The following is a 14,880-nucleotide window of genomic DNA, read 5'->3' as shown; positions in this document are numbered from 1 at the left end:
ATTTATTTTAGGAGGAGATTATTTTGGATTTTAAAGATTATATTCGTGTCATTCCTGACTTTCCACAACCGGGAATCAGCTTTAAGGACATTACAACATTGTTGAAGGATGGAGAAATGTACCGCAATGCGATCAATGAACTGAAAGTGATGGTTTCTGATCTCAAAATTGACGTTATTGCTGGACCTGAAGCACGTGGTTTCGTTGTGGGCGCCCCTCTGGCATATGCTCTTGGTGTCGGTTTTGCTCCGATTCGCAAAAGTGGAAAACTGCCTGGAGAGACGATTGAAGTTGGTTATGATCTCGAGTATGGCAAGGATACACTCGCGATGCACACAGATGCGATTGAAAAAGGTCAAAATGTCCTGATCGCAGATGATCTGCTCGCAACGGGTGGAACGATTGCAACTTCCATCAACTTGATTGAACAATTGGGTGGGAACGTTGCCGGAGCTGCATTCCTGATCGAACTGTCTGATCTGAATGGTCGTGCTAAATTGCCAGAGAAAATCGATGTATTCACATTGATGAACTACTAAGTTTAAAATCTCCACTTGGAGTGTTGTGATTAAAACCTGAATTGCTTTTCCCTTTTCCCGGGAAATAATATACAGCATTAATGATTATCAAAAAGCCTGTTCTCCCTAACCTTACGGTTGGAAGAACAGGCTTTTTGATGTGTATATGATGGAAATTAATCAGGTGTTTTTTCAGTAATAGGCTGTTTTCTGGAGTCTTCATTCAACCAACCCAGCACTTCAAACAGCTTAAACAACAAGCTCATCAGGATTCCAACGATGGTTGCGAGTGCCATCCCTTTCAGATGAACGCCGTAGAAGATAACTTCTGTACCACTCAGTCCGATGACCAGTACAAGTGTAGTGAGAATCAGATTGGTTGGTTTGGCAAAGTCAACTTTCTGTTCAACCAGAATACGCAGACCGGATGCCGCAATTACCCCGAACAGAAGAAGGGATACGCCGCCCATAACAGGTACAGGGATGTTGGCTACAAGCGCCGAAAATGTTCCTGAGAAGGAGAGTACAATTGCAATAACCGCTGCGCCTCCAATAACGTATGTGGAGTATACCCGAGTCAGAGCCATAACACCGATGTTCTCACCATAGGTTGTATTCGGGGTTGATCCTACAAACCCTGACAGTATGGTGGATACGCCGTTACCAAGCAGGGAACGATGGAGGCCAGGGTCTTTCGAGAGATCTTTGCCTACAATGCTGCTCGTTACAAGCAAATGTCCAATATGTTCTACAATAACCACGAGTGCTACAGGTAAAATGGTGAAGACAACAGACCAGTCAAATGTAGGAGTGGTTACGGTTGGTAGTGAGAGGAAATCAGCATTTCCAATAGCCTGTTTATCAACCAGACCCATAGAATAACCAAGGATATAACCCACTACGATACCGATTAGAATATGAATGATTTTGGGGAATCCACGGAATGTTACGGCACCAATGACAGTGATCCCGAGCGTGGCCATGGAGAGTATAATAGGTTTCGCCTGAGGAACCCAGCTGGGATTAGCTACCGGATCGGAATTAATCAATCCGGCCATACCAGCTGCAACAGGTACAAGCTCCAGACCGATCAAAGCAACGATGGCACCCATAACTGCTGGTGGGAATACCACGTTAATCCAGCCTGTTCCGACATATTTCACAATGAGAGCTACCAGACAGAAAACAATACCTGTTATGATAAAGGCGCCAAGAGCCATCGAGTAACCGTTCTCTGGATGTTCTTTTAATATCATCGTGACAGGAGCAATAAAAGCAAAGCTGGAACCCAAATAGGCGGGGATTTTTCCTTTACACATTAGTATGTACAGCAGGGTTCCAATTCCGTTCATCAGCAATATCATACTAGGGTCGACACCGAACAGGTTCGGTACAAGCACCGTACTGCCAAACATGGCGAACAAATGCTGAAGGCTAAGCAGTGAACCTGAGCCGAGTGGCATCTTTTGATTAACCTGAATTTCGCGTTGCAATGAATTTCATCTCCTTTTCCGAAACACAAACTTTCAATAGATTACAGAGTTTCTCTTAATTAAGCAATAACATTTTTGACGTAGCAGAGCCATGGAATTTATAATTTCATGAATTTTCCTTCTATTTCAGCAAATAACGGCAATAATACATAAGAAAATAAGAAATACATCCAATCCCCTGTGAGTCATAGGGAAACGGGTTAGAAGTAATTCAGATCACCAATATAAAAATTGGATAAGCGCTCTTATTCGTCAGCAGTTGACGGGAAACGGGTGAAGCGTCATAATTATAGGAAATTACTTTTACGGGGAACCTGTGTTGCAGCACTGTCACGGGTTCCATTTGGTATAGAAAGGACACGGAACAGATCAGAATGGGCATAGAGCAATTACTCGAGAAGGCCGGGGCATATATCAAAGAACCCGATCTGGTGCGCATACGAGAAGCTTACGAATTTGCTGATCAGGCCCACCATGGACAGACGCGAAAATCGGGAGAACCGTATATTCTGCATCCGCTTGCGGTTGCCGACATTGTTGTGAACATGCAGATGGACACCATCTCCATAATAGCAGCGCTTCTTCATGATGTAGTAGAGGATACTACGGTCTCACTTGAAGAGATCCGCAATCATTTCGGCAATACGTGTGCCATGCTTGTTGACGGCTTGACGAAGCTGGAACGTATTCAGTTTCGCTCCAAGGAAGAACAGCAGAACGAGAACTACCGCAAAATGTTCATCGCCATGGCGCAGGACATCCGTGTCATCGTGATTAAATTGGCTGACCGTCTGCATAATATGCGGACACTCAAGTTTCAGTCGGAAGAAAGCCAGCGCCGGATTTCATATGAGACGCTGGAAATTTTCTGTCCGATTGCAAACCGTTTGGGTATCTCTGCAATCAAATGGGAAATGGAGGACATCGCCCTCCGTTATTTGAATCCGCAGCAGTATTACCGAATTGCAAACCTAATGCACAAAAAACGTGCGGAACGGGAGCAATATATTGATACGGTTATGGATGGAATTACGAACAAGCTCGATGAGATGGGAATTCAGGCAGACCTTTCGGGCCGCCCGAAACATATCTACAGCGTGTTCAAGAAAATGACCACCAAAAACAAGCAGTTTAACGAAATTTACGATCTGCTTGCCATTCGTATTATTGTGGATAATATCAAGGATTGTTATGCTACCCTGGGAATTATACACACGCTATGGAAACCGATGCCTGGACGCTTTAAAGACTACATTGCGATGCCAAAGGCGAATATGTATCAATCGCTGCATACAACGGTAGTTGGTCCCAATGGCGAACCAACGGAAGTACAGATCCGGACATGGGATATGCACCGGACTGCTGAATTTGGTATTGCTGCCCACTGGGCCTACAAAGAAGGCGCTGCGAACGGAAATCATTTTGAAGATAAGATTACGTTCTTCCGTGAAATTCTTGAACTTCAAAACGAAGCACAGGATGCATCAGAATTCGTAGAGTCACTCAAAATGGATTTCTTCTCGGATCTGGTATTTGTATTTACGCCAAAAGGAGAAGTCATTGAATTGCCAATCGGCTCTGTTCCTTTGGATTTTGCTTATCGAATCCATACAGAGGTTGGTAATCGTACCATTGGCGCCAAAGTAAACGGTCGGATTGTTCCGCTCGATTATCATCTGAAGACAGGTGACATCATCGAAATTTTGACGTCCAAACATTCTTACGGACCGAGCCAGGACTGGATGAAAATTGCGAAATCTTCTCATGCACGAGCGAAGATCAAGCAATGGTTCAAGAAGGAACGCCGTGAAGAAAACGTTGAAAAAGGTCGGGAGAGCTGTGAGCGTGAACTGAAACGCATGGGGCTTGATCCTTCTGCGTGGATGACGGATGACAAGCTGATGGAAGCTGCCAAAAAATATGCGTTTAATGATATTGATGACATGCTTGCGGCTGTTGGATTCGGTGGGATTACTGCTGCACAGATTGTAACCAAAGCAACCGAAAAACTGCGTAAAGAGCAGGAAGAGTCCAGTTTGCTGGAATTAAATTCCGAGATGCGCGAGCTGAAACCTGCACCTGAGCGCAGAAATCGACCAACCAACGGTATTCGTGTCAAAGGCATCGATAATCTGCTTGTTCGATTCGCAAGATGCTGTAATCCTGTACCTGGAGATGACATTATCGGATACGTTACACGCGGACGCGGCGTTTCCGTACACCGTAGTGACTGTCCGAATATCCCGACAAGTGCAGACGGTGAAGAAGCAGCACGTGTTATTGAGGTCGAGTGGGAAGAGAATATCGAAGCAAGTTACAGTGTGGATATTGAGATTACAGGCCATGATCGGAATGGCTTGCTTAACGAGGTACTTCAGGCTGTATCCGAAAGTAAAACTAATATATCTGCCGTTACAGGACGGACAGATAAAAATAAATTAGCATTGGTGCACGTCACAATTCTGATTCGTAATACGGATCATCTGCAATCCGTTGTAGAACGGATCAAACGTGTGAAAGATGTCTATTCGGTGCATCGGATTATGCAGTAAGGAGCCTGTTAGATGAGGGTGCTTGTACAACGTTGTAAAGAGGCTCAGGTGACCGTGGGAGACGAGCTTACAGGTAAGATCGAATCCGGATTAATGCTGCTCGTAGGCATTACCCATGAGGATACCGAGAAGGATGCCCAGTATCTGGCTGACAAAGTTAGTGGGTTGCGGATATTTGAGGATGATCAGGAGAAGATGAATCTCAGCCTGCTTGATGTAGGCGGTGCTGTATTGTCTGTTTCCCAGTTCACCCTGTACGGAGATTGTCGCAAAGGAAAGCGTCCGAGCTTTGCTGCTGCGGCCCGACCTGAAGCGGCAGAACTGTTATATGAAACATTTAATCAACTACTACGGGATAAAGGTATTCAGGTTGAAACCGGGCGTTTCGGAGCGATGATGGATGTAACATTTACCAACTGGGGACCCGTGACTTTGATACTTGAAAGTCCGGTTCGTCAGGAACCAGGTGCATAATTTCATAGGGTTCAGGCCATAATAAGGGATAATTCGTTGATGACTATTTCATGATCAAAGGAGTACCCATCCAATTATGCGCCAATCTGCGAAAGAAACACGTACCCGTACAGAACCTTTGTTACTCCCTGGCAACCTGTATGAATCATTGCACCTTGCCCGTTCGGCTGCAGAGTATGTTGCAACGATCTGGGCACTTCAGGATTCGGACAAAGGGAAGAAGAGTCATCTTCCGCGATCTTGAATGTTTACACAGGTATATAAATATCCGATATTTGGATTATACAGATTCTAAAAAGTCCTGATTCCTTCCCGAATCAGGACTTTTTGTCGTGAGTTGATTCTTTTAACTATTCGTTTGAGGACTTCGTCACAAAATGAAATTACACCCAATTGTTATAAATTGCTCTGGTGAGGGTAATAACAAAACGAGGCACAATGAAGTGCCAATGTACTGCAAGACCCGATTTTATAAAGAAAGTTCGAACACGGAAAGGAGAACATACGTTATGAGTAAAGTTGCTTTTTTATTGGCGAATGACTTTGAAGATTCGGAGATGCAGGTCCCGTATGACGAAGTAAAAAAAGCTGGACATGAAGTGGAGATTATCGGATTGAAAGTCGGTGAGACCCTTAAAGGTAAAGGAGGAAAGGCCTCCTATACCACAGATAAGGCGATTGGTGATGCATCCGCTTCAGATTATGATGCAGTCGTGATTCCTGGTGGATCATCCCCAGAGAATTTGCGAACGGATGCACACATCTTGAAGTTTGTCACCGAGATCAACAGTGCGAAGAAACCAATTGCAGCGATCTGCCATGGTCCGCAAATTTTGGCTAGTGCCGGTCTGTTGAAAGGCCGCACCATTACATCCTATCCACCACTTAAGGATGACATGGTAAACGCAGGAGCAGAGTTCAAGGATCATGAGGCCGTTGTGGATGGAAACTATATTACATCCCGAACACCCGAAGATGAGCCAGCGTTTGTACGTGAACTGCTAAAAGTTATATAACTTCACCCAGTTCAACTGACATACATGGATGTATCTTAACTACGTTACGTCGTGACGTTTTACAAACTTCACGTTGCATTTCATTCCGAAAAAGGAGGGTTTGACATGACAAAACATATTCAGGCGTATTTTCGAACCGAAGACGAGGCAGAGGGCGCAAGAACTTCACTTCAGACGTTCCGTACAGAGCATTTGGAAGTAGGTCAGCTCGATAGTGCGATAGGTAGAGACACGCGTGTTATGGTGCCACTGGTGCCTTATAATACAGCAGGTGGCGTAGGTACCAACGGTGCAATGGGTGTAGGTGCAGCCCCGGGTGTTCCAACCAGCGAAAATGTGATCCCTGTGGTAGCCAATGTGGACCGTGATGCAGAACGGGATACTCGTGATAGAGTGAATGAGGATGGAGACATGCTGAATGCTTCGGATGTGTCTTCGGCCGATTATGATGATCTGCATTATGTTCTGTCTGCCAAAGTAAGGGATGAGGATTATGAAGAGATTGTTCATAAGCTTCGTTCCAACCATGCCTATGTGGAAGAGTTGAATTAACGTGTAGATACTTCTAGGCCCTTGCACTGCTTGACTACAGAGTCGAGTAATGTGCAAGGGTTTTTCAATTATAAATATATTAAAAAACACAATTATAAAGCGCTATCATTTTTGTAATATTACTGTAATATTAGTTACATAAGCCTTTAACATAGTGGGCTTATAATAACACACATGACCCCCTTTTTTTATATATCCTTTGAGCCTGCACACCGTGTGCAGGCTATTTTTTTTGAGCTGAGAATGTGTATGTTTTGGGCAGAGCTTACCCCTTTATTCAATTTTTGCTAGAATAGAGAGATGGGTTTATATATTCTACAGCGAATTGTTTTCATAGTTGGCCTACATTGGACGGTAAATCTAGCTCCAGCGATTGGGTTCAGGCGAATCCAATCCTATGACAGAGAGTATGAGGAACTCATCGCCAGAGTGATCCGTCATATTCCAGATGAACATATACTCGCTGAAACGGCCCCACCTTTTTTATATAAGTACGGGGCAGCCGTTTCTGTTTGATCGATGGAATTTGAAAGTTATATAGAATGCCTCGTTTGAGAAATGACACCTACAAGGCTAAAGCAACAGAGTTCTCATGCGAATGGCTAGAGACAGATTTAAGGGGGAATTAGTTTTGAGTAAGGTTGGAAGAAATGATTTATGCCCATGCGGTAGTGGGAAAAAATATAAGAAATGTTGTCTGAACAAGGAGTCCTCTGCTGTAGAATCCATACTGGGGATAATATCAACGGAGAAACCGGTTCGGGAAGCCTCCATTCAGCCTGAGAGCAAACTGACCTTGACCAAGCTGAAAAAGATGGTGGCAAGCGATTTGAAATGGGAGCACCCGGCTCACGAACAGCTGGCCCTGCAGACTATTGAGAACATGAGGAACCAATACGAGCCAGAGGTAATTTTGGAAGCTCTGGTGCTATGGAACGGCTACTCCCGTCAGACCCGCCCTACTGTGAAGAAGACAGGCTCGTTCTCTGCTGCAATTGAGTATTTGCTGTCCGAGGAGTACGGCTTCAATGTCTCAAAGGCTGAGCTGGCTGATAAATATGAGGTAACGACAGGCACGATCTCCCGGAAGGTTAAGGAGATGAATAGTTACATCGAAGAATACGGCATGGGCGGTGAAACGGACGAGCTATTGATGCTGAACGGTCCAGGCACATCGAAAGACAAAGCACAGGCTCTGCTGTCTAAGGCGAGGGAAGCGAGCTCTTCCAAACGGAGAGTACATCTGGCGGAAACAGCGCTGGAGATGTATCCTGACAGCTCTGATGCGTATCTTATTCTAGCTGAGGAATCGGACAATGAGGATGATGCACGATCTTACCTCAAGGAAGGAATCGCTGCTGGCAAACGTGAACTGGGCGAACTGTTCTTTGAGGAGAACAAAGGGGACTTCTGGGGGCTTCATGAGACACGTCCCTATATCCGGATATGTAAAAGTTATGCCGAATCCTGCTGGTTTGGTGGAGATACGAAAGAAGCAGCACAGATCCTGGAGCATATGCTAGAGCTTAATACGGAAGACAATACCGGAGCACGTTACCTGCTCGCTGCTGTGTATTTGTACAGTAACCAATTGGATCAGGCAGAGCAATTGCTGGAGGAGTATGGAAGAGGTGACGCCGCAACGGCCTTTGCCTATGACAAGATTATTCTGGAGTATAAGAAAAACGGAATCACCTCCCAGCTCAAAATGCTGTACCGTGTGGCCCGGGGTGTGAACAAACATGTGCCTGATTACCTGTTAGGTTTGAAACGGCTGCCGCATAACCTCCCTGACTTTGTCGGAATGGGCGACTCCGACGAAGCGATTGAATATGTCATTATGCATTCCCGTTTATGGGCGAGCGCGCCGGATCTGTTGAAGTGGATGCTGCAACAATAGAGGAATAAAAAGCGAATAGAAGTTGGAATTCATATGATGAATTCAGCTTCTATTAGCCATATTTTCTGTGGACTCCTCATACCATGCTGTGTGTGAGCAAAAATTTCTAGAGCTATCTTTTCGTGTTAACCCTTGACTTTAGCACTGCGGTTCATTACAATCAGAAAATAATACGTTGACTACAGTCAATACAAGTCGATTTTTGAACTATAATACTGATTTGATGACGGGACCAAGTACTCCGTGCCCACATGACCAGAGAGGAATCCCCAGGCTGTAAGGATTCTCTTGATGAGCGGACGAATGACTTCCCCGAGAACAGACGGTGAACACAGCAGAGATGATCTGTTTGACCAGTAGCTGGCCTGCGCAGGACGTGCGTTACACGTAGAGCGGAATATCTGATTGATCAGAATGCCTTAGGCAATTCTGAATCACAGAGATCACCTGAACGGCTAAAGTGTCAGGTTTCCGGAATGTGGGTGGTACCACGGGTGAATGTATATTACACAATCTCTCGTCCCTTTGTTTGCTGTATATACAGCGACAGGGCGAGGGATTTTTTTGTTATATAAGTTGATTCTAACATTTATACCATAACGGAGATTGTAGAACCAATCTGTAGAAGCGAAGCGTTCGCCTTTATCCCCGGATTTTCACATTGGAAAATTAATTCAAATAATCTGGGGATAACAGCGATCGAAAGATGGTACTACAATCGGAGTGGCCAAGTGTAACATTTCTGGAATTACTTTTAGAGAAAAATCAATGCTGGAGGGATCAAGATGGCTTTTCAAAAACCGACTGGAACGCAGGACTTACTGCCTGGAGTTGTCGAGAAATGGCAGTACGTAGAAGAAAAAGCACGAGATCTGTGTCGACGGTTTAATTACCGTGAGATTCGTACACCGATCTTCGAACAGACTTCTTTATTTGTACGCGGTGTAGGAGAGACTACCGATATCGTTGAGAAAGAAATGTATACCTTTGACGACAAAGGCAATCGCAGCATGACTCTTCGTCCGGAGGGAACAGCAGGTGTTGTCCGTGCGTATGTAGAGAATAAAATCTACGGTGAACCGGATGTGAGCAAGCTCTATTACATCGGTCCGATGTTCCGGTATGAGCGTCCGCAGGCAGGTCGTCAGCGTCAGTTCCACCAGTTTGGCGTAGAAGCCATCGGTGCGCTGGACCCGGCAATTGATGCGGAAGTAATCGCACTGGGCTACCAGTTGTGCGTAGAACTCGGCTTGAAGGATGTCAAAGTGGAGATCAACTCCGTTGGTAACTCAACCAGCCGTGCAGAATACCGCGAGACGTTACTTGGATTCCTTAGACCGATGAAAGACAGCTTGTGCAAGGACTGCCAGTCACGCATGGAGCGCAATCCACTGCGTGTACTTGACTGCAAAGTCGATCAGGACAAATTCGTAGGGGCACCGTCCATACTGGATAGCCTGGATGAAGAGTCTTTGAACCACTTTGCCAAGCTGCAGTCATACCTGGATGATTTCGGTGTGGATTATGCTGTGAATAATCGTCTGGTGCGGGGCTTGGATTACTACACACTGACTGCGTTTGAATTAAAAGCCCAAGGGATTGGAGCAATCGATACGGTTGGCGGCGGCGGTCGGTACAATGGTCTGGTTGGAGATATCGGCGGACCTGATCAGCCTGGCATCGGCTTCGGTATTGGTCTGGAGCGTATTCAACTGATTCTGGAGCATCAAAACATTGAGGTTACTACGCTGGCTCCACTGGATGTGTATTTTGTTGCTCTGGGAGAGGCAGCTGATCGTGAAGTGAACCGTCTGTTGTTCAAACTTCGTCAGTCTGGACTGTCTGGGGAACGCGATTATCTGGGCCGCAAGATGAAAGCACAGATGAAATCAGCTGACCGTTTCAAATCCCGCTATACTGCCATCCTTGGTGATGACGAGCTGGAGCGTGGTGAGATTGCCCTCAAGTCGATGGATACAGGTGACCAACAAACTGTGAAGCTGGATGATCTGGTAGGGGCTATACGCGAGGGTAAATAAGCACGAAGTGTTGCATTAAATCTTAAAACATTCAAGTAAAACAATTGATCCGGCAAAATCACTGAGGTTCACTGACGTTTCTGACTAATTGGAAGAAGTTGGCGAGCCAGAGGTAACATGCCTTTTCGAATACATGGTCTACACGTAACCGGACTGTTGAAGAGCAGGCACTGACTGCCCATACAGAACGGAAATTCACATAATGAGGAGTTTGGTTATGAAAAGAAGTCATCATTGCGGCGCATTAACACCCGCACACATCGGTGAAACAGTAACATTGAACGGTTGGGTTCAGACCCGCCGTGACTTGGGGGGCGTACTCTTCATCGACCTGCGTGATCGCAGCGGGATTGTACAAGTTGTCTTTAACCCGGCTTATTCCGGTGAAGCTCTGCAAATCGCAGATCGCGTACGTAGCGAGTATGTTATCGCTGTAACGGGTAAAGTTGTTAAACGTGATGCAGAAACAGTGAACAAAAACCTGCCTACAGGCGAAATTGAAGTTCAAATTACAGAAATCGAAGTGCTGAACGCGGCAAAAACACCTCCATTCTTCATTGAAGATGGTGTCGAAGTTGATGAATCCCTTCGTTTGAAATATCGTTACCTGGATCTGCGTCGTCCGGAAATGTTCGAAACATTGAAACTGCGTTCCAAAGCATCCAAAGTGTTCCGTGACTACCTGGATGGAGAAGAGTTCGTTGAAGTGGAAACACCGATCCTGACTAAGAGCTCCCCGGAAGGTGCGCGTGATTATCTCGTACCGAGCCGTGTGCATGAAGGTGAATTCTTTGCCTTGCCACAATCCCCACAAATCTACAAACAGTTGCTGATGGTGGGTGGCGTTGAGCGTTATTATCAGATCGCTCGTTGTTTCCGGGATGAGGATCTGCGTGCAGACCGTCAACCAGAATTCACTCAAGTCGACATCGAGACTTCTTTCTTGCAACAGGATGACCTGCTGCCAATGATGGAAGAACTGATGGCCAAATTGCTGCGAGAAACCAAAGGTATTGAGCTGGAACTACCTTTCCAACGTATTACGTATGCAGATGCAATGGGCAAATACGGTTCAGACAAACCAGATCTGCGCTTTGGTATGGAACTGGTTGAAATGAACGATATCGTAGCGAACAGTGGTGTAAAAGTATTTGCTTCTGTCATCGAAAAAGGTGGAGAAGTGAAAGTGCTGAACGCTAAAGGCTGTGGCACATGGAGTCGTAAAGAGATCGATGATCTCGGACCATTTGCGGCACGTTACGGTGCGAAAGGTCTGGCTTGGATTCAAGTGAAAGACGGCGAGTTCAAAGGGCCAATCGTGAAGTTCTTCACGCCTGAAGAAATCGAAGCGGTCAAAGAACGTACTGGTGCTGAAGATGGGGACTTGCTGCTCTTCTCCGCAGACACGAAAAAAGTGGTTGCTGACGTTCTTGGCGCACTGCGTCTGAAAATCGGCCGTCAACTTGGATTGATCGATGATAGCAAATTCAAATTTGCTTGGGTTGTGGACTTCCCACTCCTCGGATATGATGAAGATGCCAAGCGTTATGTGGCAGAACACCATCCGTTCACACGTCCAAAAGATGAAGATGTACATCTCTTTGACACTGATCCGGGTGCAATCCGCGCTCAAGCCTATGACCTTGTTCTCAATGGTTATGAAGTAGGTGGTGGTTCGATGCGTATCTACAAACGTGATGTTCAAGAGAAGATGTTTGCTGCCCTTGGACTCTCACCAGAAGTAGCGAATGAGAAATTCGGCTACTTGCTGGAAGCATTCGAATATGGAACTCCACCGCATGGTGGTATTGCCTTTGGTCTGGACCGTCTTGTGATGTTGCTGGCGGGTCGTACGAATCTGCGTGAAACGATTGCCTTCCCGAAAACGGCAAGTGCAACGGATCTGCTCATGAATGCACCTTCCGAAGTGGATGATTCTCAATTGGAACAACTTCACATCCGTGTAGCCCGTAAACCGGTAGCGGAAAAGAAATAAGGAGGCATCGATTCTCAATGCTCCATCAATTTTCAAGAACAGAACTTGCGATCGGACCTGAAGGTCTGAACACATTGAAGAATAGTACAGTAGCCGTGCTCGGTATTGGCGGTGTAGGTGGAATTGCTGTAGAAGCTCTTGCCCGCAGCGGTGTAGGTCGCATCATCCTGATTGATAAAGACGTTGTGGACATCACCAACATTAACCGCCAGATTCATGCGCTGACCACGACAGTAGGGCAGAAAAAAGCGGATCTGATGGTGGAACGTGTGAAACTGATCAATCCGGAATGTGATGCGATTGCCCTGAATATGTTTTACACGGAAGAAACGTATGAGGAATTGTTCAAATATGAACTGGATTATGTGCTGGATGCATCCGACACGATTATCTACAAAATCCATCTCATTAAAGAGTGCCTGAAACGTAAAATTCCGATGATCTCCAGCATGGGTGCGGCGAATAAAATGGATCCAACGAAATTCCAGGTTGCGGATATTTCGAAAACGACCATGGACCCGATTGCCCGTGTTGTGCGTACCACACTTCGTAAAGACGGCATCAAAAAAGGCGTGAAAGTGGTCTTCTCGACTGAAAAACCGATGAAGCCGCGTGAGGACGTAACACAGAAAATCGTTCCCGAGAATGCTCCGGAAATTCGTAAGGCCAAACAGCCACCTGCGAGTAACTCATTTGTGCCTCCGGTAGCTGGACTGATTATGGTCAGTGTTGCGATTAAGGATTTGTTAGAAATTGCAGAGAACAAGCAGCAGTAACTTGCTGCCAACAGAACAGCGTGGATGCCGACAAGGCATCTGCGCTTTTTTGTGTGATCATACTTCGCAAGAGAGGAGCGGATGGGACGTCAATCGTCTATGATAGCTGAACTGTATTCATAGATAAATGTCAGAGTTACGTCATGTACTTCAAAGTCAAAACCGTGTATGATATTCACTGCTGCGCGAAATGATGATACATACATAATGAATTTGCGGCTAGAGAGAGGGGAATAGAACGAAATGAAACACGGATGGATGACCAGACGTCTTGGCATGGAGCCAGGAGACCAGTGGAAAAAGGAAGTTGTGGCGGGAGCCATTTCCTATTTTGCCGTGGTCTATATCGTTATGGTCAATGCTACAATTCTTTCCGATGCCGGAATGCCCTTGCAGGCGGCCATGGTTGGAACCCTGCTGACGTCCATTGCAGGCTGTTTGCTCATGGCATTTGGCGGAAAATCACCGATTATCGTTGTGCCTGGCATGGGGATTAATGCATTTTTCACGTATACACTTGTACATTCCATGAAATTAAGCTGGCAAGAAGCGCTGGCCGTTGTAACCGTTACAGGTATACTGTTTGCCATTGTTGCGTTTACGTCACTATACAAAATGATCAGCGAAGCGATCCCGAAAAATCTGCAGCATGGCATTACGGTCGGGATTGGTTTGTTTCTGACATTTATCGGTTTACAAAAAAGTGGAATCGTTATTGCGCACCAGACCACATTTGTCGCGATTGGGCACTTCAATGATCCGAACGTCATTACAGCCTGCGTTACACTGGTGATTGCCTTGATTTTATTTATACGTAACGTGCAGGGTGGACTTCTCATCAGTATTCTGGTCGGGACAGGTCTTGCCTATGTACTTGGAGCAGTAAACCCGGGCGAGTCCGTATCAGCGATGGATGCGCTGCGTCAATACGGTGGGTTGTTTGGCGAATTGTCTTTGATGAAGCTGGCTGATGTTGCATTCTGGATCGCAGTATTTTTGCTACTGCTGATTGTGGTGTTCGAAAATATCGGATTAATTACGGCTCAGACACAGATGATTGGTCGTCCAGAGCGGTTCAAAGGAAGTCTTCGCGCCCTATCGATTAGTACCGTGCTGGCAGGTATATTCGGAAGTAGTCCTCCAGTTGCTGCAGCCGAGACTACAGCTGGAATTGCCGCAGGCGGTCGCACAGGTTTGACCCCGCTCGTTACAGCCGTGTTATTTGGGGCTACTTTTTTCTTCATCCCGCTGCTCGGTTACATTCCGGACAGTGCAATTGCTCCCATTTTGATCATTATTGGTGGCCTGATGGTGCAAGGTGTGAAAGATATGGATTTTGGTGACTTTACAGAGGCATTCCCGGCATTTCTGATCATGGTCATGATTCCATTTACATATAGCATCGTGGACGGTATGGCGTTTGGGTTTATTGCCTATCCACTAGCGAAGCTGACAGCAGGTCAAGGTAAGCAGGTACCTGTGGTCATGTATGGCATTTCCATCCTCTTTTTAGCCAATTTTGTGTTACATGGTATCTTGTAAAGCTGTGTTAACAACAAAAGGC

General features: G+C 45.9%; 12 protein-coding genes. 11 read left to right on the top strand and 1 reads right to left on the bottom strand.

Annotated features, from left to right (window positions below; genetic code table 11):
• Positions 1–23: 23 nt before the first annotated feature.
• The gene (locus tag MHB43_RS25540; protein WP_405130701.1) at positions 24–539 is read left to right on the top strand and encodes an adenine phosphoribosyltransferase; all 516 of its coding nucleotides are present in this window, start codon (positions 24–26) and stop codon (positions 537–539) included.
• 155 nt (positions 540–694) lie between these two features.
• Here the strand turns inward: MHB43_RS25540 and uraA are convergent, their stop codons facing one another.
• A complete protein-coding gene (uraA, locus tag MHB43_RS25535; RefSeq protein WP_405130699.1) occupies positions 695–2,011 on the bottom strand; it encodes a uracil permease in 1,317 nt (438 codons plus the stop codon).
• A gap of 374 nt (positions 2,012–2,385) precedes the next feature.
• Between uraA and MHB43_RS25530 the strand changes: the two genes are divergently transcribed.
• The 10 genes from MHB43_RS25530 (at position 2,386) to MHB43_RS25485 (ending at position 14,858) form a co-directional block, all read left to right on the top strand.
• Positions 2,386–4,563, top strand: a complete 2,178-nt coding sequence (locus MHB43_RS25530; RefSeq protein WP_036616894.1) for a bifunctional (p)ppGpp synthetase/guanosine-3',5'-bis(diphosphate) 3'-pyrophosphohydrolase — start codon at positions 2,386–2,388, stop codon at positions 4,561–4,563.
• A gap of 12 nt (positions 4,564–4,575) precedes the next feature.
• Positions 4,576–5,037, top strand: a complete 462-nt coding sequence (dtd, locus tag MHB43_RS25525; protein ID WP_221824761.1) for a D-aminoacyl-tRNA deacylase — start codon at positions 4,576–4,578, stop codon at positions 5,035–5,037.
• 76 nt (positions 5,038–5,113) lie between these two features.
• A complete protein-coding gene (locus MHB43_RS25520) occupies positions 5,114–5,281 on the top strand; it encodes a hypothetical protein (protein WP_221824760.1) in 168 nt (55 codons plus the stop codon).
• A 265-nt stretch (positions 5,282–5,546) separates the two neighbouring features.
• The gene (locus MHB43_RS25515; RefSeq protein ID WP_221824759.1) at positions 5,547–6,053 is read left to right on the top strand and encodes a type 1 glutamine amidotransferase domain-containing protein; all 507 of its coding nucleotides are present in this window, start codon (positions 5,547–5,549) and stop codon (positions 6,051–6,053) included.
• 105 nt (positions 6,054–6,158) lie between these two features.
• Positions 6,159–6,605 (top strand): hypothetical protein, encoded by a 447-nt coding sequence (locus MHB43_RS25510; RefSeq protein ID WP_405130698.1) that lies wholly within the window; start codon positions 6,159–6,161, stop codon positions 6,603–6,605.
• A gap of 631 nt (positions 6,606–7,236) precedes the next feature.
• Positions 7,237–8,505 carry an SEC-C metal-binding domain-containing protein gene (locus MHB43_RS25505; RefSeq protein WP_405130697.1) on the top strand — a complete coding sequence of 423 codons (1,269 nt, stop codon included), beginning with the start codon at positions 7,237–7,239 and terminating at the stop codon, positions 8,503–8,505.
• A 785-nt stretch (positions 8,506–9,290) separates the two neighbouring features.
• A complete protein-coding gene (gene hisS / locus MHB43_RS25500) occupies positions 9,291–10,544 on the top strand; it encodes a histidine--tRNA ligase (RefSeq protein WP_405130696.1) in 1,254 nt (417 codons plus the stop codon).
• A gap of 217 nt (positions 10,545–10,761) precedes the next feature.
• On the top strand, positions 10,762–12,540 hold the full coding sequence (aspS, locus tag MHB43_RS25495) for an aspartate--tRNA ligase (protein ID WP_076329184.1): 1,779 nt from the start codon (positions 10,762–10,764) through the stop codon (positions 12,538–12,540).
• A gap of 17 nt (positions 12,541–12,557) precedes the next feature.
• Positions 12,558–13,316: a ThiF family adenylyltransferase gene (locus MHB43_RS25490; protein ID WP_145324006.1), complete on the top strand. Its 759-nt coding sequence runs from the start codon at positions 12,558–12,560 to the stop codon at positions 13,314–13,316.
• Positions 13,317–13,559: 243 nt separating this feature from the next.
• Positions 13,560–14,858 (top strand): NCS2 family permease, encoded by a 1,299-nt coding sequence (locus MHB43_RS25485; RefSeq protein WP_405130695.1) that lies wholly within the window; start codon positions 13,560–13,562, stop codon positions 14,856–14,858.
• The last annotated feature ends 22 nt before the right edge of the window (positions 14,859–14,880 follow it).

It is taken from the genome of Paenibacillus sp. FSL H8-0317 (assembly GCF_045040685.1).
Lineage (GTDB): Bacteria > Bacillota > Bacilli > Paenibacillales > Paenibacillaceae > Paenibacillus.
The sequence above is the reverse complement of the archived record's forward strand: the minus strand, read 5'-3'. Positions and strand labels throughout refer to the sequence as shown.

What these genes read in the sequence shown, in the direction of transcription:
- dtd (WP_221824761.1), top strand. Translation starts at nt 4,576, where the DNA reads ATGAGGGTGCTTGTACAACGTTGTAAAGAGGCTCAGGTGACCGTGGGA.
- MHB43_RS25485 (WP_405130695.1), top strand. Translation starts at nt 13,560, where the DNA reads ATGAAACACGGATGGATGACCAGACGTCTTGGCATGGAGCCAGGAGAC.
- MHB43_RS25520 (WP_221824760.1), top strand. Translation starts at nt 5,114, where the DNA reads ATGCGCCAATCTGCGAAAGAAACACGTACCCGTACAGAACCTTTGTTA.
- MHB43_RS25510 (WP_405130698.1), top strand. Translation starts at nt 6,159, where the DNA reads ATGACAAAACATATTCAGGCGTATTTTCGAACCGAAGACGAGGCAGAG.
- MHB43_RS25530 (WP_036616894.1), top strand. Translation starts at nt 2,386, where the DNA reads ATGGGCATAGAGCAATTACTCGAGAAGGCCGGGGCATATATCAAAGAA.
- MHB43_RS25515 (WP_221824759.1), top strand. Translation starts at nt 5,547, where the DNA reads ATGAGTAAAGTTGCTTTTTTATTGGCGAATGACTTTGAAGATTCGGAG.
- MHB43_RS25490 (WP_145324006.1), top strand. Translation starts at nt 12,558, where the DNA reads ATGCTCCATCAATTTTCAAGAACAGAACTTGCGATCGGACCTGAAGGT.
- aspS (WP_076329184.1), top strand. Translation starts at nt 10,762, where the DNA reads ATGAAAAGAAGTCATCATTGCGGCGCATTAACACCCGCACACATCGGT.
- hisS (WP_405130696.1), top strand. Translation starts at nt 9,291, where the DNA reads ATGGCTTTTCAAAAACCGACTGGAACGCAGGACTTACTGCCTGGAGTT.